Origin of the sequence: Micromonospora sp. NPDC002389, assembly GCF_040296095.1 — a bacterium.
Taxonomy (GTDB): Bacteria; Actinomycetota; Actinomycetes; order Mycobacteriales; family Micromonosporaceae; genus Micromonospora.
Genome location: NZ_JBEOWP010000004.1, coordinates 300,949 through 326,569 on the forward strand (window position 1 = coordinate 300,949; position 25,621 = coordinate 326,569).

At 73.1% G+C, this 25,621-nt stretch carries 21 protein-coding genes; 14 read left to right on the plus strand and 7 right to left on the minus strand.

Annotated elements, in window-relative coordinates; all coding sequences use genetic code 11:
• Positions 1–109 precede the first annotated feature (109 nt).
• From ABT008_RS10255 to ABT008_RS10285, 7 genes are all read left to right on the plus strand, one after another.
• Positions 110–583 carry a GNAT family N-acetyltransferase gene (locus ABT008_RS10255; protein ID WP_350695332.1) on the plus strand — a complete coding sequence of 158 codons (474 nt, stop codon included), beginning with the start codon at positions 110–112 and terminating at the stop codon, positions 581–583.
• Positions 584–789: 206 nt separating this feature from the next.
• A complete protein-coding gene (pseB, locus tag ABT008_RS10260) occupies positions 790–1,782 on the plus strand; it encodes a UDP-N-acetylglucosamine 4,6-dehydratase (inverting) (protein WP_350695334.1) in 993 nt (330 codons plus the stop codon).
• A 2-nt stretch (positions 1,783–1,784) separates the two neighbouring features.
• A complete protein-coding gene (locus tag ABT008_RS10265; RefSeq protein ID WP_350695607.1) occupies positions 1,785–2,933 on the plus strand; it encodes a DegT/DnrJ/EryC1/StrS family aminotransferase in 1,149 nt (382 codons plus the stop codon).
• A 9-nt stretch (positions 2,934–2,942) separates the two neighbouring features.
• Entirely contained in the window at positions 2,943–3,776 is an 834-nt protein-coding gene (locus ABT008_RS10270; RefSeq protein WP_350695336.1) for a hypothetical protein, read from the plus strand.
• Positions 3,773–5,575: a class I SAM-dependent methyltransferase gene (locus tag ABT008_RS10275; protein ID WP_350695337.1), complete on the plus strand. Its 1,803-nt coding sequence runs from the start codon at positions 3,773–3,775 to the stop codon at positions 5,573–5,575. The genes ABT008_RS10270 and ABT008_RS10275 overlap by 4 nt, the downstream gene beginning before the upstream one ends.
• Positions 5,572–6,306 (plus strand): cytidylyltransferase domain-containing protein, encoded by a 735-nt coding sequence (locus tag ABT008_RS10280; protein ID WP_350695339.1) that lies wholly within the window; start codon positions 5,572–5,574, stop codon positions 6,304–6,306. The genes ABT008_RS10275 and ABT008_RS10280 overlap by 4 nt, the downstream gene beginning before the upstream one ends.
• Positions 6,303–7,352, plus strand: a complete 1,050-nt coding sequence (locus ABT008_RS10285) for a PseG/SpsG family protein (protein ID WP_350695609.1) — start codon at positions 6,303–6,305, stop codon at positions 7,350–7,352. Before ABT008_RS10280 ends, ABT008_RS10285 begins: the two co-directional genes overlap by 4 nt.
• A 323-nt stretch (positions 7,353–7,675) precedes the next feature.
• On the opposite strand, the gene ABT008_RS10290 is transcribed toward ABT008_RS10285, so the two are convergent.
• Together ABT008_RS10290 and ABT008_RS10295 are read right to left on the minus strand one after the other, a co-directional pair.
• Complete coding sequence (locus ABT008_RS10290; RefSeq protein ID WP_350695341.1) at positions 7,676–10,159, minus strand: DNA gyrase/topoisomerase IV subunit A; 2,484 nt, start codon at positions 10,157–10,159, stop codon at positions 7,676–7,678.
• A 29-nt stretch (positions 10,160–10,188) separates the two neighbouring features.
• Positions 10,189–12,246 (minus strand): DNA gyrase/topoisomerase IV subunit B, encoded by a 2,058-nt coding sequence (locus ABT008_RS10295; protein WP_350695611.1) that lies wholly within the window; start codon positions 12,244–12,246, stop codon positions 10,189–10,191.
• A 342-nt stretch (positions 12,247–12,588) separates the two neighbouring features.
• Between ABT008_RS10295 and ABT008_RS10300 the strand changes: the two genes are divergently transcribed.
• The 6 genes from ABT008_RS10300 to ABT008_RS10325 all read left to right on the plus strand — a co-directional run bounded on the left by ABT008_RS10300 (position 12,589) and on the right by ABT008_RS10325 (position 17,742).
• Positions 12,589–13,845, plus strand: coding sequence for an SGNH/GDSL hydrolase family protein (locus ABT008_RS10300; RefSeq protein ID WP_350695343.1), 1,257 nt, complete (start codon positions 12,589–12,591; stop codon positions 13,843–13,845).
• Positions 13,846–13,942: 97 nt separating this feature from the next.
• Positions 13,943–14,791 (plus strand): alpha/beta hydrolase family protein, encoded by an 849-nt coding sequence (locus ABT008_RS10305; RefSeq protein WP_502890397.1) that lies wholly within the window; start codon positions 13,943–13,945, stop codon positions 14,789–14,791.
• A 120-nt stretch (positions 14,792–14,911) separates the two neighbouring features.
• Positions 14,912–15,553, plus strand: coding sequence for a hypothetical protein (locus ABT008_RS10310; RefSeq protein WP_350695347.1), 642 nt, complete (start codon positions 14,912–14,914; stop codon positions 15,551–15,553).
• Positions 15,554–15,617: 64 nt separating this feature from the next.
• On the plus strand, positions 15,618–15,992 hold the full coding sequence (locus tag ABT008_RS10315; protein WP_350695348.1) for a hypothetical protein: 375 nt from the start codon (positions 15,618–15,620) through the stop codon (positions 15,990–15,992).
• A gap of 162 nt (positions 15,993–16,154) precedes the next feature.
• On the plus strand, positions 16,155–17,201 hold the full coding sequence (locus ABT008_RS10320) for an NAD(P)-dependent alcohol dehydrogenase (RefSeq protein ID WP_350695350.1): 1,047 nt from the start codon (positions 16,155–16,157) through the stop codon (positions 17,199–17,201).
• 25 nt (positions 17,202–17,226) lie between these two features.
• The gene (locus tag ABT008_RS10325; RefSeq protein WP_350695352.1) at positions 17,227–17,742 is read left to right on the plus strand and encodes a 2'-5' RNA ligase family protein; all 516 of its coding nucleotides are present in this window, start codon (positions 17,227–17,229) and stop codon (positions 17,740–17,742) included.
• Positions 17,743–17,753: 11 nt separating this feature from the next.
• On the opposite strand, the gene ABT008_RS10330 is transcribed toward ABT008_RS10325, so the two are convergent.
• Genes ABT008_RS10330 through ABT008_RS10345 form a run of 4 tightly spaced genes read right to left on the minus strand, consistent with a single transcriptional unit; the run spans position 17,754 to position 22,694 of the window.
• Complete coding sequence (locus ABT008_RS10330; protein ID WP_350695354.1) at positions 17,754–18,692, minus strand: siderophore-interacting protein; 939 nt, start codon at positions 18,690–18,692, stop codon at positions 17,754–17,756.
• A gap of 38 nt (positions 18,693–18,730) precedes the next feature.
• Entirely contained in the window at positions 18,731–20,839 is a 2,109-nt protein-coding gene (locus ABT008_RS10335; protein WP_350695356.1) for an iron ABC transporter permease, read from the minus strand.
• On the minus strand, positions 20,836–21,819 hold the full coding sequence (locus ABT008_RS10340) for an ABC transporter substrate-binding protein (protein WP_350695358.1): 984 nt from the start codon (positions 21,817–21,819) through the stop codon (positions 20,836–20,838). The genes ABT008_RS10335 and ABT008_RS10340 overlap by 4 nt, the downstream gene beginning before the upstream one ends.
• Positions 21,820–21,860: 41 nt before the next feature.
• Entirely contained in the window at positions 21,861–22,694 is an 834-nt protein-coding gene (locus tag ABT008_RS10345; RefSeq protein ID WP_350695360.1) for an ABC transporter ATP-binding protein, read from the minus strand.
• Between the two features lie 290 nt (positions 22,695–22,984).
• Between ABT008_RS10345 and ABT008_RS10350 the strand changes: the two genes are divergently transcribed.
• Positions 22,985–24,850 carry a hypothetical protein gene (locus ABT008_RS10350; protein WP_350695361.1) on the plus strand — a complete coding sequence of 622 codons (1,866 nt, stop codon included), beginning with the start codon at positions 22,985–22,987 and terminating at the stop codon, positions 24,848–24,850.
• Positions 24,851–24,908: 58 nt separating this feature from the next.
• On the opposite strand, the gene ABT008_RS10355 is transcribed toward ABT008_RS10350, so the two are convergent.
• Positions 24,909–25,478, minus strand: coding sequence for a hypothetical protein (locus tag ABT008_RS10355; protein WP_350695363.1), 570 nt, complete (start codon positions 25,476–25,478; stop codon positions 24,909–24,911).
• Between the last annotated feature and the right edge of the window lie 143 nt (positions 25,479–25,621).

A 25,621-nucleotide genomic window follows, 5' to 3' on the forward strand; every position in this document is an offset into this window, starting at 1 on the left:
GAGTGTACAGCCAGAAGAATCGTGATTAGGGTGCCCGAAGACCCTGGAAATACGAACAGAAAGTGAGCGGTACGTGCTGCGAGACGCCACCGGGGACGACGTTAACCTGATGTTGTCCTGGCGTAATCAGGACGTCAATCGACAGGTCAGCAAGACCAGTCACCTGATCGGTCCGGAGGAGCACCGACGGTGGTGGGACGCGGTCCGCACCGACCCCACCCGCCGAGTGCTGACCTACCTGCACGACGGGGTGCCCTGCGGCGCGGTCACCTTCTTCGACCTGCGGTTCGACGGTCCGCGTACCGGGTCGTGGGGGTTCTATCTGGACGCCGAGGGGCTGGCCGCGCGGGGTGAGACGCTGCCCGTCTGGCTGGCCGTGATGCGGGCGGCGGTCGGGTACGCCTTCGACGTGCTGACGCTGGACCGCCTCGACGGCGAGGTGCTCGCCGACAACACCGTGGTACGTCAGATGAACCGTCGTTTCCGGTTCGTCGAGGGCGCCGGCCGCACCGAGGTGCGCGACGGTCGGGAAATCACCGTCGTCCCCATTTCGCTAAAGCGCGACAATCGTCGTCGACACTGATGGGGCGAGCCGTCCACGTCGCGTTCACGAAAGGTTCGGAAATTGTTTCCGACACCGCTGGAATCGTGCCCGCCGGTGCTCGCCATTCACGGCCCCAGCGGCCCGGGTTAACCGCAGGGCGTGGGCGCGTTAACCCACCGCCCCTAGCGTTCCCACCCGGCCGGCTGTGGCGTCGCCGGCTCACCGACGACCACGGGAGCACCACATTGAGCGAGCTGAACGGATCGTCCATCCTCGTCACCGGGGGCACGGGTTCCTTCGGCCGGACCTTCCTCCGGCACCTCCTGCACGAGGTCGACCCGGCCCGGGTGGTGGTCTTCTCCCGTGACGAGCTGAAGCAGTACGAGCTGCGCCAGCAACTCGGTGACGACCCGCGACTGCGCTGGTTCATCGGCGACATCCGGGACCGGCACCGGCTGACCCGGGCCATGCACGGGGTGGACCACGTGGTGCACGCCGCCGCGCTCAAGCAGGTCGACACCGCCGAGTACAACCCCTCGGAGTTCATCGCCACCAACATCACCGGGTCGCAGCACGTCGTCGACGCGGCCATCGAGGCCGGGGTACGCAAGGTCATCGCCCTCTCCACCGACAAGGCGTCCAGCCCGATCAACCTGTACGGCGCCACCAAGCTGGTCGGCGACAAGCTGTTCGTCTCCGCCAACCACTACGCGGCCCAGCACCCCACCCGTTTCTCGGTGGTGCGCTACGGAAACGTGGTCGGCAGCCGGGGTTCGGTGGTGCCGCTGTTCCGCCGCCTCGCCGCCGAGGGCCACAGTCTGCCGATCACCGACAAGCGGATGACCCGGTTCTGGATCACGCTGGACCAGGCGGTGCAGTTCGTCCTGGACTCGTTCGACCAGATGCAGGGCGGCGAGCTGTTCGTGCCGCGCATCCCCAGCATGCGCATCCTCGACCTGGTCGAGGCCGTCGCCCCGGACGCCACCACGCACGAGATCGGCATCCGCCCGGGCGAGAAGCTGCACGAGGAGATGATCGCGCCGGACGACAGCCGCCGAACTCTGATCGCCAAGGACCGGTTCATCGTGCAGCCGACCATCGCCACCTGGGGCTACCAGCCGCCGGTCGACTGCGAGCCGGTTTCGGACGGCTTCGCGTACCAGTCGGACACCAACGACGAGTGGCTCACCGTCCCGCAGTTGCGCGCCATGCTCGGCCTCACCGCCCTCGCCGCATGAGCATGCTGCCGTACGGCCGGCAGTCGGTGACCGAGGAGGACGTGGCCGCCGTGGTCGCCGCGCTGCGCAGCGACTGGCTCACCACCGGTCCCGAGGTCGCCGCGTTCGAGGCGGAGCTGTCCCGGTGGGCCGGTGGCGCCGGGGTGGCGACGGTCTCCAACGGCACGGCGGCACTGCACGTGGCGTACGCGGCGGCCGGTGTCGGTCCCGGTGACGAGGTGATCGTGCCGCCGACGACGTTCGTGGCGACCGCGAGCAGCGCCCTGGCGCTGGGCGCGCGGATCGTCTTCGCCGACGTCGAGGAGGAGACGTACACGCTGGACCCGGCCGCGGTGGCCGCCGCCGTCACCGAGCGGACGAAGGTCGTCGCCGCCGTGGACTACGCCGGACACCCGGCCGACTACGACGCGCTGCGCGCCGCGATCGACGGTACGGGCGCCACCCTGCTCGCCGACGCGGCGCACTCGATCGGGGCCACCTACCGGGGTCGGCCGGTCGGCACGCTCGCCGACCTGACCACGTTCTCGTTCTTCCCCACCAAGAACATGACCAGCGCCGAGGGCGGCGCGGTCGTCACCGGCGATCCGGAGTTGCTCACCCGGGCCCGTCGGTTCCGCAACATCGGGCTGGTCCGGGAACGCGACGAGCAGCGGTGGCCGGACGAGGGCGGCTGGCACCAGGAGGTCCACTCGTACGGGCTGAACTACCGGCTGCCCGACGTGCTCTGCGCGCTCGGCCGCAGCCAACTGCGCCGCCTCGACGCGTTCCTGGCCCGCCGGGCCGAGTTGGTGGCCCGCTACGACGAGGCCCTGGCCGACCTGCCCGGCGTGCTCACCCCGGGTCGGCGGGACTGGGCCGCACCGGCCTGGCACCTGTACCCGATCCGGGTGCTCGACGGCCGCCGTCGACAGGTGTACGACCGGATGCGCGCCGCCGGCATCGGCGTGCAGGTCAACTACATCCCGGTGCACTGGCACCCGCTCTTCGCCGACCTCGGCCACCGGCGTGGCGCCCACCCGGTCGCGGAGGCGTTCTACGCCCAGCAACTGTCGCTGCCGCTCTATCCCGGCCTGCGCGACGTCGACCAGGACCGGGTCGTGGAGGCGCTCGCCACGGCACTGCGCGGCACGCGGGTCCGGTCGGCCGCCTGAGAGGACCCGATGCACCACGCGAACCACTTCTACGGGCACGCGCACGTGCTGGCCCGCTACGCCGGGCTGGGCGACGGGCATCCACCCCGGATCGACGGGTACGTGCAGCACGGCTGGAACATCGGCGACGGGCTGGCGCCCGGCCACCCGTACGCGGACCGTGCCCCCAGCCTGCTCTGGTCGGAGCAGACCCGGCGCCGGGCCTGGTCGGTGGGGCGGCGCAACGTCACCGTGATCGGGGCGCCCTTCGCGTACCTGCTGGCGATGCGGGCCGCCGAGCCCGCGCCGGAGCGGGAAGGCACCATCTGGTACCCGTTCCACGGGTGGGAGGGGCAGCACGTCAAGGGTGACCACCGGGAGCTGATCGCCCGGATCCGGGACACCGAGCCCGGCCCGGTCACCGTCTGCCTGTACTGGCACGAGCACCGGATGCGCCGGGTCCGCCGGTTCTACGAGAACGCCGGGTTCCGGGTGGTCTGCCACGGCTACCGGGGGCACTGGTGGAAAGACACCGATCCGCTGTTCCTGGACCGGCAGCTCGACGAGCTGCGCCGCCACCGGCGCGTGGCGTCGAACCGGCTGACCAGCGCCATCTTCTACGGCGTCGCCGCCGGGTGCGAACCGGCCGTGTACGGCGACCCGATGACGCTGGCCGACGAGGATCCGACCTTCGGCGGCACCGCCCGGATCCGCCGCCAGTGGCCGGAGCTGCACGGCGAACGGGTGCACCTGGCCACCGCCGTGGAGATCACCCGCGCCGAACTGGGCGCCGACCACCGCTACCCGCCTGCCGCCCTGCGCGAACTGCTGGGCTGGGCGGCCCCGGACGAGGAGACGACGTGACGACCGAGACGGCCGTGACGCTACCCGGCGGCGAGATGCCGGCCTGGTCCGACGAGGCGGCCGACGCCGGCCCGCTCGCCACGCTGGTGGCCCGGCTGGTGCCCGACGGCGCCCGGGTGCTGCTGGCCGGGCCGCACGACCCGGCGGTACGGGAGGCGTTGGCACACACCCGCATCACCGCGCTGCTGCGCGGCTACCCCGACGCGGCGGCGCTCGCCGGTCAGGTCGACCGGGTGGTGGTGGCCGGTGTGGCGGGGCTGCCCGCCGACGAGGAGTACGACCTGGTGCTCGCCGCCGCCGGGCTGGACGCGATCGAGTCGGTCGAGGGCCCCCGGCTCGGGTGGGACGCCCGGCTGCGACGGCTGGCGGCGGCCGTCCGCCCCGGCGGGACGCTGCTGCTGCGGCTGGACAACCCGCTCGGCGTACACCGGTTGGTGGCCGACACCCCCTGGTACGCCGACCGCGCCGACGCGGCGTGGAGCGTCGGTGGGGCGCTCGACGCGGACCGCCCGGCCAGTCTGGACCAGCTCCACGTCCGGCTGACCGACGCCGGGCTGCGGGCGGGCGGCTGCTACGCCGGATACCCTCGGCCGGACCTGACCACCGCGCTGCTGGCGACCGACCAGCTCACCCGGCACACCGACTCGGGGCTGTTCGACGCGCTGGTGCAGCGCACTTGCGCCGAGGGATTCGACGGCCGGTTCGTACTGGCCGATCCGGCCCGGCTGGCCGTGGACGCGCTGCACGCCGGCAAGGCGACCGAGTTGGCCCCGTGCTGGTTGGTGCTCGCCCAGCGGGGCACCGAGACACCCGGGCCGGTCTTCGACGGGCTGCCGGTGGCGCTGGTGCGCTCCGGCGGCACCGACGGCCCGGTCCTGGAGGTGGTCGACGGTCCGCAGGGCTGGCGGTGGCGCGGCACGGCACCGACCGGACCGACCACGCCCGCCACCGCGCCGTACGCGAGCCGACAGGCCGCCCACCGCGAACCGGCGGCACCGGACTGGCCGGTCCCGGACGGGCGGCTGCTGCGCACCGTGCTGCTCGACGGCTGCCTGCGCCGCGACACCGCCCTGCTGCGCCGCCTGCTGCGCGGGTACGCCGACTGGCTCTCCGGGCAGGCCGGGCAGGGTCGGCTCGGCGGGGCGGAGGCGCTGGCCGGGGCGGAGAACCTGGTCGTCGCCGGTGACCGCTTCGCGGTGCTCGATCCGAGCTGGCGGGCCGGCGACCCGTTGCCGGTCGACGTGGTGCTCGCCCGGACGCTGTGGCGCTTCGCCACCGACCTGGTCACCGGCGGGTACGCCCACCCGTGGACGTCCACACTGGACGTGGTGGGCCTGACCGTGGTGCTCGGCGGAGTGGCCGGGCGGGACTTCGACCGCGCGGTGGTGGACGCGGCGGTGGAGACCGAGGCCGCCGTCGGCGCCGCGCAACGGGGGCTGGACGCCGCCGGACGCGCCGACCTCGACGCCCACCTGCGCGCGGTCACCCCGACCGACCCGCCGTCCGGCCCGCGCAGCTACCAGCAGCTCCACGAGGCGTGGCGACGCCAACGCGAGGAGAACACCCGGATGGCCGCGCTGCTGACCTGGACCGAGGGACTGCTCACCTCGCGGGAACGCGCGCTGCGCCGGGCCGAGGCGACGATCAACCTGCTCAGCGGCTCGCTCAGCTACAAGGTCGGTCGGCTCGCCGTCACCCCGGCCCGGCTGGCCCGCCGGGGCGCACGGGCCGCCACGCGTCGGGCCCGCGCCGCGCTGACGCCCAGACAGCCGGACCCGAAGCGGACGGAGCGGTCGTGACCGAACGGATCGTGGGTGTGGTGCAGGCCCGGATGGGCTCGTCGCGGCTGCCCGGCAAGGTGCTGCGCCCACTGGCCGGACGCAGCGTGCTGGGCCGGGTGGTACGCGCCGCGCAGGACAGTGGCGTCCTCGCCGACCTGGTGGTGGCCACCAGCACCGACCCCGGCGACGACGCGGTGGTCGCCGAGTGCCGGCGGCTCGGGGTGGCCTGGCACCGGGGACCGGTCGACGACGTGCTGGCCCGATTCGTCGGCGCGCTCGACGCCCACCCGGGCGACGCGGTGATGCGGTTCACCGCCGACTGCCCGCTGCTGGACCCGGAGATCGTCACGCTGGTCGCCTCGGTGTACCGGGCAGTGCCCGGACTGGACTACGCCAGCACGTCGATCACCCGTACGCTGCCGCGCGGCCTGGACGTGGAGATCATCCGCACCGAGGCGCTGCGGACCGTGGACAAGATCGCCACCGGCCATGACCGGGTGCACGTCACCTCGTACGCGTACGCTCACCCGGAGCGCTTCCGAGTGCTCGGGGTCACCCTCACGCCGGACCGGTCCCGGCTGCGGCTCACCCTCGACACCGAACCGGACTGGCAGCTGGTCGACGCCGTGGCCGCACACTTCGGCGACGTCGCCGTGCCGCTGGCCACGCTCGCCGACTGGCTCGACGGGCGACCGGAGGTGCGGACGCTCAACGCCGAGGTACGGCAGAAGCGGTTGGAGGAATGCTGAGCACGGTACGGGTCGGTCTGCGCTGCGACGCGGACCCGCAACGCGGTGTCGGGCACCTGGTCCGCTGTCTCGCCCTCGGCGAGGAGTTGCTGTCCCGGGGCGCCACCGTCGAGGTGTTCGGCACGGTGACCGGCGTCGACTGGGCGGTCGGTCACCTCACCGCCCGGGGCATCCCGCTGCGCCCCGGCCCGGACACCCCGGACGGGCTGGTCCGCGCGGCCCGCCGGCACGACCTGGACGTGCTGGTGCTCGACTCGTACGACCTCGATCCGGCCGGTGCCGGCGCGCTGCGGGAGGCCGGGGTGCTGACCCTGGCCGTCGTCGACGGCGACACCCGGGGGCAGGACGCCGACCTGTTCCTGGACCAGAACTTCGGCGCCGACATGGTGACCTCCGGCCGGTTGCTGGCCGGCAGCGCGTACGCCCTGCTGCGCGACGCGGTGCTGGCCGCCCGGCCGGCGACGCCGCGCCCGGTGGCGCAGGTGGACCGGCCCTCGGTGCTGGCCTTCTTCGGCGGCACCGACGCGGCCGGAGCGGCACCGGTGCTGGCCGAACTGCTGCTGGCCACCGGGCGGCCGATGACGCTCACCGTCGTCGTGGGGCGGCCCGAGGTCGCCGGGCGACTCACCGCGCTGAGCGCCGGACCGGGGCAGTCGCTGCGGCCGGTGCCGCCGACCGACGCTCTGCCCGACCTGATCGCCGCCGCCGACCTGGTGGTCAGCGCGGCCGGCACCTCGACCTGGGAACTCTGCTGCCTCGGTGCGCCGTCGGCGCTGGTCTGCGTGGTCGACAACCAACGCGAGTCGTACCACCGGGTGGCCGCCGCCGGACTGGCCGCCGGACTCGGCGAGCTGCCGGACCTGCGCACCGACCACACCGCCCGGACCGCCGCCGTCCGAATCCTGGACGAGCTGCTCACCAGCGGCGTACGCCGGGCAGCCCTCGCCACCCGGGCGCACGCGGCGGTGGACGGACGCGGGCGGGGCCGGGTGGTCGACGCGATGCTCGACGCCCTCGACCACCACTGGATCGCACAGGTCCCGTAGCGACCCCCACCCACCCCGGCTTCGTCGTCACGGGTTGCGGAGCGTCACCCGCTTGGGCACTACGTAGCGCCGCATCCCGACAGGAGCAAGGTGTGGGGGGATGGTCTCCTTCGGTCACTGTCGAGCTGAGCCGTACGTGCTATCAGGGGCCGGTGACGACCGACCAGCAGGTCAGGGACGCGACGCGGGTGCCCCACCGACGGCCCGGGCAACGCGATCCGTTGGCGCTCTCAGCTCGACAGCGCCCGTACCTGACACGGCACCACCTCCACACGGTGGAGGTGGTGCCGTAGATTCCGCTCACCCGCACCCGTCGGCGCGGATCAGTCGCGGTCGATCTGGTGACCGACGACCGTCGGGCCGAGCATCACGGCGAAACCGGAGCCGTCCCGGCGCGGATCGGCGGCCGGCAACTCGACCGGCTCACCGTTCGCGGTGGAACCCACCGGACGCGGACCGATCCAGGCGACGACCACGTCGGTCTCCCCCTTGAGGAACCGCTGCGCCCGCACCCCGCCGGTCGCCCGCCCCTTCACCGGGTACGCCGCCAACGGCGTCACCTTCACCGTCCCACCGGTGGAGGTGACCACCATCGGCTCGCCGTGCTCCGGATCGTCGGTGCGCACCGCACCGAAGTACACCACCTGCGCGTCACCCGGCAGCGCGATCCCCGCCATGCCGCCACCCTTGAGCCCCTGCGGACGCACCGTGCCCGCCGGGAAGCGCAACAACGACGCCGCGCTGGTCAGGAACGCCAACGTCTCGGCACCGTCGGTCAGCCAGGTCGCCCCGACCACCTCGTCACCCGCACGCAGCCCGATCACCTCGAACTCGTCGGAACGCACCGGCCAGTCGGGGGCACAGACCTTGACCACACCCTGCCGGGTGCCCAACGCCAGACCGGGCGAGCCCTCGGCGGTCGCACCGAGCGGCGCCAGCCCCACCACCGTCTCCCCCGGCTCCAGCGGCACCAGCTCGGCCGCGGACATGCCGCCGCGCAACGACACCGTGCCCGCCTGCTCCGGCAGCACCGGCAGCGGCAGCACGTCGACCTTGAACGCCCGCCCCGCACTGGTCACCAGCAGCACCCGGCCCCGGGCGGTGGAGTGCACCACCGCGCGTACCGCGTCGTGCTTGACCCGGCCGTGCCGACGCCGCCCCTCGGCGGCCTCCTCCGACTCCGCGGCGGTACGCGCCACCAACCCGGTGGCGGACAGGATCACCTGACACGGGTCGTCGGCCACCTCCAGCGGCCCGGCCGGCACGGACGCCGCCAGCACCTCCTTGAGGTCACCGTCGACCAGGGTCGTCCGGCGCGGCGCGGCGAACTGCTTCACCACCGCCGCCAGCTCGTCGGAGACGACCTTCTTGAGCACGTTCTCGTCGTCCAGGATGGTGGACAGCTCGGCGATCTCCCCGCGCAGCTTCTCCTGCTCGGCCTCCAGCTCCAGCCGGTCGTACTTGGTCAACCGGCGCAGCGGCGTGTCCAGGATGTAGGTCGCCTGGATCTCGGAGAGCTTGAACTGCCGCATCAGACCGCTCTTGGCCGCCGCGGCGTCCTCGCTGGCCCGGATCAGCTTGACCACCTTGTCGATGTCGAGCAGCGCGATCAGCAGGCCGTCGACCAGGTGCAGCCGCTCCTCCCGCTTGCGCTTGCGGTACGCGCTGCGCCGGGTCACCACCTCGTAGCGGTGCGCCAGGAACACCTCCAGCAGCTCCTTGAGCCCCAGGGTGCGCGGCTGGCCGTCGACCAGCACCAGGTTGTTCACGCCGAAGGACTGCTCCAGCGGGGTCAGCCGGTAGAGGTCGGCGAGCAGCGCCTGCGGGTTGACCCCGACCTTGCACTCCACCACCAGGCGGGTGCCGCTCTCCCGGTCGGTCAGGTCCTTGACGTCGGCGATGCCGGTCAGCCGCTTGGTCTTGTTGACCTCGTTGGTGATAGCGGCGATGACCTTCTCCGCGCCCACCCCGTACGGCAGCTCGACCACGGTGATCGCCTGCCGTCCCCGGCTGCCCTCCAGCGGGCCGATCTCCACCTTGCCGCGCATCCGCACCACGCCCCGCCCGGTCTCGTACGCCCGGCGGACCTCGTCGAGGCCGAGCAGCAGACCACCGGTGGGCAGGTCGGGACCGGGCACGAACTCCATCAGCTTGTCGAGCGTGGCGTTCGGGTGCCGGATCAGCCAGCGGGCCGCCGAGACGACCTCGCCGAGGTTGTGCGGGATCATGTTCGTCGCCATCCCGACCGCGATGCCGGAAGCGCCGTTGACCAGCAGGTTCGGGAAGGCCGCCGGCAGCACGGTGGGCTGGGTCAGCGAGCCGTCGTAGTTGGGCTCGACGTCGACGGTCTCCTCACCCAACTCGCCGACCAGCAGCATCGCCTCCCGCGACATCCGAGCCTCGGTATAACGCGCCGCTGCCGGTCCATCGTCTGGGCTCCCAAAATTTCCATGCCCGTCGATGAGTGGCGTGTTCAGCGAGAAGTCCTGCGCCAACCGCACCATCGCGTCGTAGATGGCACTGTCGCCGTGCGGATGGTATTTACCCATCGTGTCACCGACGATGCGGGCCGACTTCACGTGCGCCCGGTCCGGCCGGTAGCCCTGCTCGTACATCGACCAGAGGATGCGCCGGTGCACCGGCTTGAGGCCGTCCCGCGCGTCCGGCAGGGCGCGCGAGTGGATGACCGAGAAGGCGTACTCCAGGTAGGAGTCGGAGACCTCGGTGACCAGCGGGTTGTCGACGATCCGCGCGCCGGCCCGGTCGAACGCGGAGTGGTCGACCTTGGTGTCCTTGCGGCGTGCCATGGCTCAGCTTTCCTTCCAGAACCCGGTGGTCAGGCGTCGATGGCGTCGCGGTCGACGCGGTCGGCGGAGTCGATCAACCAGTTGCGGCGCGGTTCGACCTTCTCCCCCATCAGCAGGTCGAGGATCCGCTCGGCGGCGTCGACGTCGTCAATGGTGATCCGGCGTACCGATCGGGTGGCCGGGTTCATCGTGGTCTCCCACAACTCGTCGGCGTCCATCTCACCGAGACCCTTGAAGCGCGGCACCGGGGTGACGATCTGTTTGCCGGCCGAGGCGAGCTTGCGGACCGTCGCCTCCATCTCCGCCTGGGTGTAGGTGTAGATGGTCTCGGGGTTGCGCCCCTTGGTGGTGATCTTGTGCAGGGGCGGCATCGCGGCGTAGAGCCGGCCCGACTCGATCAGCGGTCGCATGTAGCGGGCGAAGAGGGTGATCAGCAGCGTCCGGATGTGCGCGCCGTCGACGTCCGCGTCGGCCATGATGAGCACCCGGCCGTAGCGCAGCGAGGACAGGTCGAAGGTACGCCCCGACCCCGCGCCGAGGACCTGCACGATCGCCGCACACTCGGCGTTGTCCAGCACCTGCTGGAGGTTGGCCTTCTGCACGTTCAGGATCTTGCCCCGGATCGGCAGAAGCGCCTGATACTCGGCAGAACGGGCAAGTCGCCCGGTGCCCAATGCGCTGTCGCCCTCCACGATGAACAGCTCACTGCGCTCGATACCTGCGGCGCGGCAGTCGACCAGTTTGGGCGGCATGGACGCGCCCTCCAGGGCGGTCTTGCGCCGGGCGGCGTCCTTCTGCTGCTTCTGGGTCAGCCGCACCCGGGCCGCGTCGACGATCTTCTGTAGGACCGTCCGGGCCTCGGTCTTGGTCTTACGGTCGTCCAGCCAGGACTTGACGTGCTGCTCGACCAGGCCCTGCACCACCTTGACCACACCGGCGGTGGAGAGCTCGTCCTTGGTCTGCGAGGTGAACTGCGGCTCGGGCACCCGCACGTGCACCACCGCGGTCATGCCCTCCAGGACGTCGTCCAGCGTGGGCGCGTCCTCCTTGGCCTTGAGCAGGCCCCGGGTGTTGCGGACGGCGTCGGCGAGCGTCCGCGCCAGCGCCCGCTCGAAGCCCTTACGGTGCGTCCCGCCGTGCGCGTTGCGGATGGTGTTGGTGAAGCACTCGACGGTGCGCTCGTATCCGGTGCCCCAGCGGAAGGCCACCTCGATCTCGGCGCGCCGCTGCACGTTGGACTGCATCACGCCGTTGGCGTCGGCGGCGTTCTCCCGATAGGTCCCCTCGCCGTTGACCAGCAGGGTGCCGGAGACCGGCCGGTCACCGGCCGGGGCGAGGAACTCCACCATGTCGGTGAGCCCGTTCGGGTAGTGGAACCGCTCCTCGGTCGACTGCTCGCCGGTGTGGTCGCGCAGGGTGTAGCTGACTCCGGGGACCAGGAACGCGGTGTGGCGCAGCTTGGCCCGGACCGCGTCGTGGTCGAGGGCGGCGCCGGTCTCGAAGTAGCGGGGGTCGTACCAGTAGCGGATCGAGGTGCCGGTGCGCTGGCCGCGCTTGACCGCGCCGACGACCTGGAGCCCCGGGCCGGCGGTGAAGGAGGCGTCCGGGCCGTCGCCGTCGAAGATGCCCGGCACGCCGTGCCGGAACGACATGGTGTGCACCTTGCCGCCCCGGCGGACGGTGACGTCGAAGCGGCGGGACAGCGCGTTGACCGCCGAGGCGCCGACGCCGTGCAGGCCGCCGGAGGTCTTGTAGCCGGAGCCGCCGAACTTGCCGCCGGCGTGCAGCCGGGTGAGGACCAGTTCGACTCCGGAGATGCCGGAGCGGGCGTGCACGTCGGTGGGGATGCCGCGCCCGTCGTCGTCGACCTGCACCGAGCCGTCGGCGTGCAGGATCACCTCGATCTTCGTGGCGTGACCGGCCACGCCCTCGTCGGTGGAGTTGTCGAGGATCTCGTTGACGAGGTGGCCCACGCCACGGCTGTCGGTGGAACCGATGTACATGCCGGGACGCTTGCGGACGGCGTCCAGCCCCTCGAGGTGGGTGAGGTCGTCGGCCCCGTACAGGGTCTCAGGCTCTGCGGTCAACTGGTCGTACTCCCCGGTCTCGGCGATGTGCTGCACCGCACCGTCGGCGGTCGGCCCGGCGCGGGCACGCCGCAGCGAGCGTAGCCGCACGCCCCGACAAGCCGAGCGGACACCCACGCGGCACGCCGCGTGGCGGCGCTGCTGGTGGACCTTGCCGCGGTCAACGTCCGGGTCTCCAGGGTTATGCCCGGCCGTCGGCGTGGGGTGGTGCGGGGTGCGCCTCCGGCGTCCCTGGCGTCCCGGTGCCACTCATGTTTCCCATGGTTGACGTGCGTCACACCCGCGTGATGTCATCACCGTTCTAGAGGATCTTTCATATTTCCATGAACGGATGGGGAAGCCATGTCCGGGTTGCGTCGTACCGCCGCGTTGGCCCTGGCCATCGCCACAGCGGCCGTCACCACCTCCGTCGCCGCGTCCGCACCCGCCGCGGCGGCTCTACCCACCGCGGCGGTCGCCCTCGGCGACAGCTTCATCAGCGGCGAAGGCGCCGGGGCCTACCAGCCGGTGGTCGACTCGACCGGCGTCGCGCGGGGCTTCCCGGGGTGGACAGCGTCGAACAGTGACGCCTTCTTCTGCCACCGGTCCGGCAACGCCTCGCTGCACCAGGCGTCGCTGCCCGGCATCCAGGCCCGGTTCAACCTGGCCTGCTCCGGCGGCCAGCCGCACGACATCGCCGCCGCCTCGTCGGCCCGCGCCAACGGGCGTCAGGTCGCCGCGCAGCTCGACCAGCTCCGGACGGTCGCCCAGACCCACGACATCGACCTGGTGCTGATCGGCCTCGGCTCCAACAACAGCTCCTTCACCTTCGGCGGGGTCGCCGAGAAGTGCGCCAACCGGTTCATCGCGGATGCGTGGACGGGCTGGTGGGAGTTCTGGGCGTACCTGAACGGGCCGGTGGAGCAGAAGCCGTGCACCGACGCCGACCTGGCGACCCCGGCGCAGCTCAGCGCCGCCACCGCCGAGACCACGGCGGCCGTGCGGCAGATCCTGACCACGCTGCGCGAGGTGGACGCCGACGGCCAGCACCGGGTGGTGTTGCAGGACTACACCAACCCGCTGCCGCTGGAGTTGGAGGCCGGATACCACTCCGAGGACAGCCGGGACGACACCCGGGACAAGTTCCGGGCCCTGGGTGCCGAGCGGTACGCGGCCGGCTGCCCGATCCACCGCGCCAGCCTGGCTCCCGGGCACCGGTTCTCGCAGGGCCTCGGCACCATCGTCAGCTCCACCCGGAGCACGCTGGCCGCCGAGTTCCCCGGCGCGGACCTCGTCTACCTCAACGTGCAGCGGGCCTTCGACGGCGCCCGGCTCTGCGAGCGGACCAACAGCCCGACCGGCACTCTGGCCACTCCGATCCGGTTGCAGGACAACCCGCCCAACGGCACCTTCGTCACCAGCCTCTCCGGCAAGGACAAGATCGCCATCCAGCGGATCGCCAACACCTGCGTGACCTACTTCCAGACCTGCCAGGAGTCGTGGCACCCGAACGCCGCCGGACACCAGGTGCTCGGCCAGTGCCTGACCGGTGCGGCCACCACCGCCGTTCGCTCGGTGGCCTGCGTACGCGCCTCGAACGGCTCGATCAGCGTCTCCTGAGTCACCCCGAGGGGCCGTCCCGACGCGACCACCCGCGCGTCGGGGCGGCCCCGCCCCGTTGGCTACTCGCCGGTAGCCTGGCGTGGTGAGCGCAACGGTGGAATACCTCCAGGAGTACGTCCAGGTCGACGGGGCCCGCCTCGGCATCCAGGTCTATCCGGAGCCGGTGGGCGTGACCGGCGCCCCGGTGGTGCTGATCGCCCCGGCGATGGGCGTCCGGGCCCGGTACTACCGGCCGTTCGCCGCCGCCCTGCGCGACGCCGGGCTGGCCGTCGTCGTGGCCGACCTGCGCGGCACCGGCGAGAGCACGCCCCGACCGAGTCGCGCCTGCCGCTACGGCTACCCCGAGCTGGCCGCCGACATCGGTGCGGTGCGGGACGTGCTCAAGGAGCGGCTGGACGGGCGGCGCACGCTGCTGCTCGGGCACTCCCTGGGTGGCCAGGCCGCCGTGCTGCATCTGGCCCTGCACGGCGAGCAGGAGGTGGACGGGCTGGCGCTGGTGGCCGTCGGCATCCCGTACTGGCGGGACTTCGCCGGGCCGCGTCGCTACGGCGTGCTGCCGTACACCCAGGGCATCGGCGTCACCGCCCGGCTGCTCGGCGTCTGGCCCGGCTGGGGGTTCGGCGGCCGGCAGGCCCGGGGCGTGATCCGCGACTGGGCGCACACCGCCCGCACCGGCCGGTTCCCCGACCTCGACGGGATGGACGCCGAGGCGGCCGTGGGCCGGATCCGCACGCCGGTGCTGGCGGTCAGCGTCGAGGGTGACCAGTACACTCCGCACCCGACCGTGGACCGTCTCTGCGCCAAACTCACCGCGGCGCCGGTGACCCGCGAGCGCTACCGGGTGCCGGACGCCCGCCTGGACCACTTCACCTGGGTACGCGCCGCCGGGCCACTGGCCACGCGGGTGGCCGACTTCGCCGCCTCCCTTCCGCCGCGCCGCTGACCGTCGCCGCCCTGCCGCACCGTTGCTGGCCGTCGGTGGCCGGGCGGGGTCGGGTCTGCGGCGATTAGCCGGTGCGGACCGGGGTAAGCCGCTGCGCCCGACACGGCGGAGGGGGACCTGATGTCTGACAGTCACACCGCACTGCGTTCGATGCACGACCTGGGCCTGGCGGCCTGGTTCGGCGGCTCCCTGATGGGAGCGTTCGGCGTCAACGGCGCCGCGGCCCGCATCGACGACTCGACCAAACGACTTTCGACGGCCTCGACCGGCTGGACCCGGTGGACGCCGGTGAACGCGGCCGCGATCGGCGCGCACCTGGCCGGCGCGGTCGGTGAACTGGTCACCGAGAGCCCGCGGATGGCCGCCCAGCGGGGCGTCGGCCGGGCCAGCACGGTGAAGACCGCGCTGACCGTCGGCGCGCTCGCGGTGACCGGCTACAGCCGGCTGCTCGGCATGCGTCTGGCCAAGGCCGGTACGCCGTCGGTGCAGGGCGTGACCGAGCCCAACGGGCAGACCCCGGCGCACGTGGCCGCCAGCCAGCGCCAGTTGAAGATGCTCCAGTGGGCCATCCCGGCGCTGACCGGGGCGCTGATCGTGGTCACCGCGTACATGGGTGAGCAGCAGAAGCCCGGGCAGGTGCTGCGCGGGATCCTCGGCCGGGCGAACGGTCTGGCCCATACGCCGGGCCGGATGGGCAAGGGCGCCGGCGGGATGGCGGCCATGCACGCGGTCCGGCGGCACATGGCCATGAACGGCCGCTGACGGCCGACCGGCACGACGCGCGTACCGACCGCGACCGCCGGGCGTACCGACAGGCGAGGTGGCCATGACCGACAGGGACAGGCAGGACCGGGGACCGGAGAGCGTCGCACCCTGGGGCACCACGGACGGCTTCGACGCCGATCCGCCGTGGGGTGCCGGCGAGCACTCGCCGATGGACGAGGGCAGCGAGGAGACCGCGGTGCCCGAGGGACGGCGGGGCGAACGGCGGGCGGCGGACGGGGCACCGCAGCGGCCCGAGGGCCGGCACGGGTTCGGGCCGGTGGAGCCGACCCGTACGTCCGAGGCCGGACCGGGCGCACCACCGGACCCGGCGCCGCCGAGGCGACCGTTCCCGGACGACGTGGCCGGCGAGGACCTGCCGGACAACGCGCTGGAGGAGGCGACCGGCATGCACACCGAAGGGTCCTGGCACGGCTGAGTACCGCACCGCGCTCCGGTGCCCGCCGCCGACGCGGCGGGCACCGGAGCGTCCGGTCAGGACGGCACGGACCGATCGGCAAGCCGGTGGGGCGCGACGGTCGTCCCGGGGTTTGTCCCGGCGTCCGCCGGGGAGGCAGCCGGTGGACGAAGGAGGCGACACATGCGCGCGTTGAGGCTGCCCGCCTGGAAGAGCGACCCGGAGCTGGTCGAGATCGACGAGCCGACGCCCGGCCCCGGCCAGGTGGTGGTGAAGATCGGTGGCGCCGGGGCCTGCCACTCCGACCTGCACCTGATGCACGATTTCGACTCGGGCACGCTGCCGTGGGGGCCGCCGTTCGTGCTGGGGCACGAGAACGCCGGCTGGGTGCACGCCCTCGGTGCCGGGGTGACCGGGTTGGAGGTGGGCCAACCGGTCGCGGTGTACGGGCCGTGGGGCTGCGGCGTGTGTGCCCGCTGCCGGGTCGGCGCCGACAACTACTGCGAGAACCCGGCCGCCGCGCCGGTGCCCGGTGGCGGCGGTGGTCTGGGCCTGGACGGCGGCATGGCCGAGTACGAGCTGGTGCCGGCCGCCCGGCACGTGGTGCCGCTGCCGGACGGGCTGGACCCGGTGCAGGCGGCGCCGTTGACCGACGCGGGACTGACGCCGTACCACGCGATCCGCCGGTCCTGGCCGAAGCTGGTGCCGGGCAGTACGGCGGTGGTGATCGGCGTCGGCGGTCTGGGGCACGTGGGGGTGCAGATCCTCAAGGCCACCACCGCGACCCGGGTCGTCGCGGTGGACACCCGGGACGAGGCGTTGCGGCTCGCGCAGGAGTGCGGCGCAGACCTGACGCTGCGGTCCGGCGCGGGGACCGCCGACGAGATCCGGACGCTCACCGGCGGCCGGGGTGCCGACGTGGTGCTCGACTTCGTCGGCGCGGACCCCACCCTGAAGCTCGCCGTCTCGGTGGTGCGGACGGTCGGCGACCTGACCGTCGTCGGCATCGGCGGTGGCTCGCTGACCGTGGGCTTCTTCACCGTCCCCTACGAGGCCAGCGTGCAGACCACGTACTGGGGCAGCCGGCCGGAACTGATCGAGGTGCTCGACCTGGGGGCACGGGGGCTGGTCCGCCCGAAGATCACCACGTTCGGCCTGGACGACGCGATGGACGCGTACCGCCGGATGCAGGACGGCACGCTGGAGGGCCGGGCGGTCATCGTGCCGTGAGGGGCGACCCGCCTACAGTGATCATGTGGTCGCCGCGCTGGAACTCTATCTGGACACCGTCGCCACCCGCCGGATCCGGGTGCTCTGGGACGCCCTGGAGGCCGAGGGGGTGCAGAGCCTGCGGTCCCTGCTGGAGCAGCGGCACCGGCCGCACGTCTCGCTGGCGGTCGCGCCGCGCCTCGACCCGGAGCAGGTGGCGGCGGCGCTGGCCGGCACCACCGTGGCGGCACCGCTGCGGCTGACGTTCCAGCACGCCGGCCAGTTCGTCGGCCGGGTGCTCTGGCTGGGCCCGGCACCCACCACCGAGCTGCTGACGCACCACCGGCTGGTGCACGACCGGCTCACCGCCGCCGGGATCGAGCTGGTCGAGCACTACCGACCGGGCCACTGGGTGCCGCACTGCACGCTCTCCATGCGGGTGCCGAACACGCTGATGGCGATCGCGGTCCGCCGCTGCCTGGAGATCCTGCCGCTGGAGGCCACCGTGGTCGGTGCGGCGCTGACCGACCACGCCCGGGGCATCTCGCACCCGCTGCCCTGACCCGCCGGGGCTCAGCTCGACGGGTCGGCGCGGCCGTGCCGCCAGTAGCCCATGAAGGCCACCGCACGCCGGTCCAGGCCGCACTCGACGACCAGGTGCCGGCGCAGGGTACGGATGACACCCGCCTCCCCCGCCAGCCACGCGTACAGCGGCGCGGACGGCAGGGCGTCGGGCACCTCCCAGAGGATCGCGCGGTCCACGTCCACGTCGTCGACGAACTGGCCGCCCGACGCGTACGCCCCCGACACACCGGCCCCGACCGGCAGCGCCCGGGCCAGCAGTTCCTCGGCGGCGGCGGCCACGGCGGGGACAAGCCGGGCACCGTGCGGCGCACCGTCGCGCGACAGCCAGGTCACCTCGACGCCGGGCGGCGCCACCAACGGCAGCACGTCCGCCGCCGACGGCACCTCCAGCAGCACCCGGCCCCGGGCGTCGGACGGCAGCCGCTCGCAGATCCCGCCGATCGCCGGCACCGCTGTCTCGTCCCCGGCGAGCAGCAGACGACCGGTCGACGGCGGCCGGAACTCCCGCCCACCCTGGTCGCCGTCGTATCCGGCGTCCGGGCCGGCGATGGCGATCTCGTCGCCGGGGCGTACCCGCCGCGCCCACCGGGTCGCCGGGCCGGAGTCGCCGTGCAGCACCAGGTCGACGTCCACCTCGTTGAGGTGGGGCCGGACCGCCCGCGCGGTGTAGGTGCGGATCGGGTTGCGCAGGTGCTCCGGCAGAGCCCGCCACTGCGCGTACCAGTCCGGCCCCTGCGGCAGGTCCGCCCCACGCTGACCGGGCAGCGGCAACGCCAGCTTGATCCGCTGGTCGTAGCCGTTGTCGGCGAAGCGGTCCAGGTCCGGGCCGGTGAAGGTGACCCGGACGAAGGAGGGGCTGAGCCGGCGTACCGCGCGAACCTCGACGGCGAACAGCCGCCAGGGCGTGATCGGCAGGGTGTGGGTCATGGTGCCTCTCTGGTGCGGACCGGTGGCGCGGCGACGCGTCACCGGGATCGGGGCGCGGCGGCGCGGGAACGCCACAGCAGCCAGACGAAGTACGGGGTACCGATCATGGCCGTGACCAGGCCGGCGGGGATCTGTGCCGGGGCGATCACGGTGCGGCCGAGGGTGTCGGCGAGGCTGACCAGAGCCGCGCCGAGCAGTGCGGCGACCGGGAGCACCCGGCTGTGCCGGCCGCCGACGAGCGCGCGGGCCGCGTGCGGGGCGACCAGGCCGACGAAGCCGATCACACCGACGGCCGAGACGGCGGTCGAGGTGAGCAGCGCCGCCGCGCCGAGCGCGATCAGCCGGGTGCGTTCCAGCCGGACGCCGAGCACCCGGGGGGTGTCGTCGTCCAACGTCATCAGGTCCAGCTCGCGGCGGGCGGCGACCACCGCCGGGGTGAGCACCAGCAGCGCGATCGCCACCGGCAGCACCTGCGTGGCGGTGCGCCCGTAGGTGGAGCCGGAGAGCCAGGTGAGCGCCTTGCCGGTGTTCCACGGGTCGAAGGCCACGATCATGAAGGTGATCATCGCCATGCCGCCCTGCCAGGCGCCGAAGCCGATCAGGACCAACCGGTCGGAGCTGAGCCCGCCGCGCCACGCCGCGCCGTAGACCAGGGCGAAGGCGAGCATGGCGCCCAGCCCGGCCACCCCGGAGACGGCCCACACCCCGGCCAGCGGCACGAAGGTGAGCAGCGAGACCGCGCCCAGGCCGGCGCCGGCGGTGATGCCGAGGATGCCGGGTTCGGCCAACGGGTTGCGGCAGACCGCCTGCACGGTGGTGCCGGCCACGGCCAGTGCCGCGCCGGCCAGCATCGCCGCGGCGACCCGGGGCCAGCGCTGGTCCAGCACGAACGTGTACGCCGGACCGGTGTTGCCGTTGATCCAGTTGACGATGTCGCCGAACAGCACCCAGGTGTCCCCGAACAGCATGCCGAGCAGCACCGCCGCGCCGGTGACGGTGGCCGCCACGACGAGCACCGTGCGGTGGAAGGCGGCGGAGCGTACGGCCGCGTGACCGCCCGGCGGGCGACGGGTCGGTCCGGCGTCGCGGTGCCGTCGGGCCAGCCAGATCAACACGGCAGCGCCGAGCAGGGTGGTCACCACGCCGGTGGGGATGTCCACCCCGGCCTGGCCGCCCATGACGGCCCGCAGCAGCACGTCGGAGCCGAGCACGATGATCACTCCAGCGATGCCGGAGAGCGGCAGCAGCACCCGGTGCCGGTGCACGCCGGGCACCACCGAGCCGAGCAGCCGGACGATCACCGGCGCGCAGAGGCCGACGAATCCGACCGGCCCGGTGAGGGTCACCGCCGAGGCGGCGAGCAGCACGGCCAGCACCGTGACGATCAGCCGGGTACGGCGTACGTCGAGGCCGAGCACGGTGGCGGTGTCGTCGCCGAGGGCGAGGATGTCGAGGCGGTGCCCGAGCAGCATCAGTGCCACGACGGCGATGCCGAGCACCGGGGCGAGCTGGGTGAGCGCGTTCAGATCGCTCTGCACCAGGGAGCCGTTGCCCCAGGCGAACAGGCCGATGGTGGCCTGCTCGAAGAGCAGGAGCAGCAGCATGGTCACCGAGCTGAGCGCCAGGGCGGTGGCCGAACCGGCGAGGATCAGCCGGGTGGTGCCGGCCTGCCCGCCGGAGGACATCGCCATCACCAGGCCGGCCGCGGCGAGCCCGCCGCAGAAGGCGAGGCCACCGGCGGGCAGCGCGGGCAGCGCGATGCCGAACGCGGAGACCGAGACGATGGCCAGGTGGGCGCCCGCGTTGACGGCGAGCGTGTCCGGCGAGGCCAGCGGGTTGCGGGCGATCGACTGGAGGGCCGCGCCGGCGAAGCCGAGGGCGACGCCGATGGCCAGCCCGGCGAGCAGCCGGGGCACCCGGGAGGCGACCAGGACCCGAACCGTCTCGTCGTCGCCGCCGGTGAGCAGCCGCAGCAGGTCGAGCGCGCCGACGGCGGAGGTGCCCTGGGTGAGGTGGACACCGGCGACCACCAGCAGCAACGCGATGGCGGCGAGGAAGGCCCCGACGACGCGTGGAGCCGAGACGCGCCCGGCCGGAGCCGGCCCGAGGGCCGGCTCCGAACGCGGGGGTGCGGACAGCGTGGTCACACCGCGTAGGTGTTGACGAACTGGTCGATGTACTGCTTGCCGGAGAGCGGCCCGCCGAAGGTCCAGATCCCGTCCGGCATCCGGTGCAGGTTGCCCTGCTGGACGAAGGGCAGCGCCTTCCAGATGGCGTTGTCGGCGAGGCCGTCGGCGAAGACGTCGTCGCCGTCCGAGGCGTTGTAGAAGAAGTGCAGGTCCGGGCTCTTGAGCACGGTCATGCCCTCGACGTCGGTCTGGCCCAGGCCCCATGCCTCGTCGACCTCACCCTGCCAGGCGTTGGTGAGGCCGAGCTGGATGCCGATCTGGGAGACGAGCGCGCCCTGGCCGAACATCCGGATGCTGACCGTGCTGCCTTCCTTCCAGCCGTCGGCGATGGCGAACGGCTTACCGGCGGCTCCGGCGTCGGCGATCTTCTTCTTGCCGTCGGCGATCGCGGTGTCGAAGTCGGCGAGCAGCTTCTCCGCCTCGGCGGTCCTGCCGACCGCGGCGGCGATCATGTTCACGTCGGCGCGCATCCGGCCGATGTTGTCCGTGGCGTCGCTGCCCTTGGTGACGACCACCGGGACGTACTTCTCCAGCTGCGCGATCGTGCCGGCACCGCGATCGTCCGTCATCACCACGAGGTCCGGCTCCAGCGCGACGATGGAGTCCACGCTCGGTTCACCCCGGGTGCCGACGTCCTTGACGCCCGCGTCGAGCTTGGCGGCGGTGACCCAGGTGGCGTAGCCCTTGGGGTCGGCGACACCGACCGGCATGACACCGAGGCTGACGAGCATCTCGACCTCGCCCCACTCCAGGCCGACGACCTTGGTGGCGGGCTTGTCGAGCTTGATCTCCTTGCCCCGGCTGTCGGTCAGGGTGACCGGTCCGCCGGCGGCGGAGGGGGTGGAGTCGGGTGCGGAGGCGTTCTCGGTGGTGCCGCAGGCGGCCAGCACCAGAGCGGTGGCGGCGGCGACCAGGGCCGTGACACGGGTACGGGACATGATGTTCTTTCTCGGGATGGGTGGTACGGGCCGGTCCGGGATCAGACCGGGATGCGGGTGAGGTGGCGGCCCACCGGGCGGGTGGTGACCAGACCGCTGAGCGGGTCGACGACGACCTCGATCCGGATCCCGTAGGTCTCGGTCAGGTCGTGCTCGGTGAAGACCTCGGCCGGGGTGCCGGTGGCCCGGACCCGGCCGCTGTGCAGCAGCACCACCTCGTCGGCCACCGCGGCGGCCTGGTTCAGGTCGTGCAGCACCACGCCGACCGCGACACCGTGGTCGTCGGCGAGGTCACGCATCAGGTCGAGGATCTCGACCTGGTAGCGCAGGTCGAGGAAGGTGGTCGGCTCGTCGAGCAGCAGCACCGGGGTGTCCTGGGCCAGGCAGGTGGCCAGCCAGACCCGCTGCAACTCGCCGCCGGACAGTTCGTCCACCGGCCGGTCGGCCATCGCGGTGACCCCGGTGACCTCCATCGCACGGCCGATCGCGGCGGGACCGTCCGGGTCGTCGGCGCGCCAGCGCCCCCGGTACGGGTGCCGGCCGTAGCCGACCACGTCACGGACAGTGACCCCGTTGGGGACCGGGCGGCTCTGTGCGAGCAGGGTCACCCGGCGGGCGTACTCCTTCGCGGGCAGGCCGGCGGCGGCGGAACCGTCGGCGAAGAGCACCGTGCCACTGTCGATCGGGTGCAGTCGGGCCAGCGCCCGCAACAGGGTGGACTTACCGCTGCCGTTCGGCCCGACCAGGGCCGTGACCGCACCGGGACGGAGCGTGATCCCGGCACCGTGCACCACCGGCGTGCCGTGGTAGCCCAGGTGGAGGTCGGCTCCACGCAGGCTCTGCTCGACGCCGTCCGGCGCCAGTACGCTCGACATGCGGTTAGGCTAACCTAACCTAACTAGCTGTCAAGATGGGGTCCCCGACATCGGTCAGCGCTACGGACCGAGTCGACGCGACTCGATGAGACTCGGGTGCGGTACCGCCGGAACAGGCCACTCGGACACCCCGTCGACCGCCCGCGCGGTCGAGGACCGTGGTCACCCCGTCAGCCGGTGCGGAATCGGTACCGGGGTGGGACGACAGACGAACGCGAGCAGCGGTAGCGTTGCGCGTCATCGCAGCCGGGCGGCCGGTGTGGCGCTCGCGATCGTACGGAGGATGGGGCATGTCCATCGGCGAGGAACCGTTCGCAGCCCGCGACGACCTGGCCTCGCGGCCGAACTTCGAGGTCACCCTGCGGGGGTACGACAAACGGCAGGTCGACCGCTACGTCGAACAGGCCGACGCCCGCATCGCCGCGGTCGCCGCCGACCGGGACCGGGCCACGACGCACGTGCGGGACCTGACCGGCAAGCTCCAGGCGTTCCAGGTCGAGGTGACCGAGCTGCGCCAGCGGCCGACCCAGATGGACCGGGCGTCCTTCCGTGAGCTGGGTCCGATGGTCGACCAGATCCTGGACCTGGCCGAGAAGCAGGCGACGGCCATCGTGGACACCCACACCCAGCGGGCCACCAAGCTCCAGGCGGAGGCCGAGAAGACGCTCGCCAACGCGCGCGAGCGGACCGTCAAGGCGCTGGCCGACCTCGACGAGGAGCTGGCCACCCGACGGGCCGAGCACGAGAAGACGTACGAGGAGAAGCGCACCACGGCCGAGGCGGAGCTGGCCGAGATCCGCGAACGCGCCGAGAAGCTGCGGGCCGAGGGTGAGGCCGCACACGAGCGCGCCCAGCAGGAGGCGCAGCGCATCGGCGAGCAGTGCCGCCAGCAGGTCGAGCAGGCCCGCTCGGCGGCCGAGGCGCTGACCACGTCCGCGCGTACCCAGATCCACCAGGAGATCCAGGCGGCCCGGACCAAGAGCCAGCAGGAGCTGGCCCAGTGGCGGACCACGGTGGAGGAGGAACTCGCGGAGCGGCGGTCCAACGCCGAGGAGGACCTGGCCGAGCAGCGGGCCTCGGTCGAGCGCGAGTTGGCCGCCCAGCGTTCCGCCGCCGAGCAGCGGGTCAGCTCGATGATCGCGGACGCGCAGCAGTACTCCGCCGAGATCCGCAAGCGCGCCGACGAGCAGGCGGCCGAGACCCGCAAGTTCAGCGACGAGCAGGCCGCCGCCGCCGAGGAGCAGTTGCACACCGTCCAGCTCCAGGTCGGTGAGCAGCAGGAGGCGCTGGCCCGGTTGCAGGAGGAGTTGGACGGCGCCCGCCGGCAGCTCGACGAGACCCGGCGGGACAAGGACGCCACCGACGCCGAGCTGACCCGGCTGCGCCGGCAGTTGGAGGAGACCGGCCGCGACCTCGCGGCGGAGAGCCAGCGGCTGGACGAGGTGCGCCGGGCCGTCGAGGCGGCCGAGCGGCACGCCAAGGAGACCCGTGCCCGGGTGCAGCGGGAGGCCAAGCGGGTCGCCGACCTGGCGGCGGCGGCGGTGATGGCCGCGGCGGCCGGCGGCACCGAGACCGCCGAGTATCCGATGGTGGGCGCCCGCCCGGCCGCCCGGGTCAACGGCGAGCCGGCCCCGGCGACCGGCGCGCACCAGCCCACTGCCGACGGCGACGCGCGCACCGAGGCGGCCGGTGCCGAGCGCGGCGGTCCGGAGCGGTCGGTGGTCAACGGCGCCGCATCGAGCCCGGACGCTCTCCGTTCCGGCGCGGACGCCCTTCGTTCGGGCCCGGGTTCGGACGGTGCCCGTGCCGAGAACGGCGCGGCGGGCACCGCCTCCGGCGACGCGGAGGGCAGCGGTGGCGCAACGGGTATTTCCCGTGGCCCGGACGGCGCTGTCGCCCCGGCGGGCTCCGGGGGCGTCGCCTCCGGCGGTGGTCCGGACGCCGGCCGCTCCGGCCACGGGCTGGCGCAGTCCGCTTCGGCGGCGTTGACCGACCCGGCGTCGCTGACGGACCCGGTGGCGCGGGCGGCGGCGGTCGTCGCGGCCGGCGGGAAGGCCGGTATCGACTGGTTCGCCGGCCCGCCGGCCACCGAGGACGAAGCCGGGCACCCGGTCGCCGCGGCCAACGGCACCGCGCCCGAGCCCACCGTGCGCTGAGAGACCCGGTCGGGCCGGTGCGGGACTGTCCCCGCACCGGCCCGACCGGTGACCGGGCTCAGCACGGTCGGCGCGGCAACCAGCCGAGGAACCGGTTTCGGGCGTGGTCCAGCGGTAACCCGGGCAGGTCCCGGGCGGCGGCGAGCAGGCACGACCCGAGATAGACCGCGAGCGCGGCCCGCGCTCCCCCGAACTCCGCCAGCAACTGGCTCTGCTTGACCGCGCACGGCCATTCCTGGCCGCATCCCGTGCAGGTCCAGGCCGGCGGCGAGGGCAGGTGCTCCGGCGGTCTCGTCGAGCGGTAGCGGGCGCTCGCGCTGTTGCCGCGCCCGGTGTGCGGACGGACCGTCCGGACCGGGTCGTCCGGCTCCGTTCGGCGGGGGGCGAACAGTTCCCGCCGCGCCAACCCCAGCGCACCGCCGGTGCGTACCAGTGCGTCCGGGCCGGGCCGGTGCCCGACCAGCGCCCCCAGCAGATGATGTCCCAGCAGGTCGAACGCGTCGGGCCCGAGGTCGATTTCCCGACACAGCCCGATCAGTCGCCGCGGCGCCGCCACCCGCTGCGTCACCAGCGCCGAACGCAGTACGTCCCGGAGGCCGTCCCCCAGTGCCCCCAGTCGGCTGCCCACGATGCCAGTCAGGATCGTCTCCCCGGCGATCCGCCGAAGCGCTTCAGCCGTCGCCCGGCGGACGATGTCAGTCGGATCCCTACCCTCCAACGTCCACCTCTCTCACCCGTACGTCGAGTGGCGACCGCTTCCTCGGCACTCTT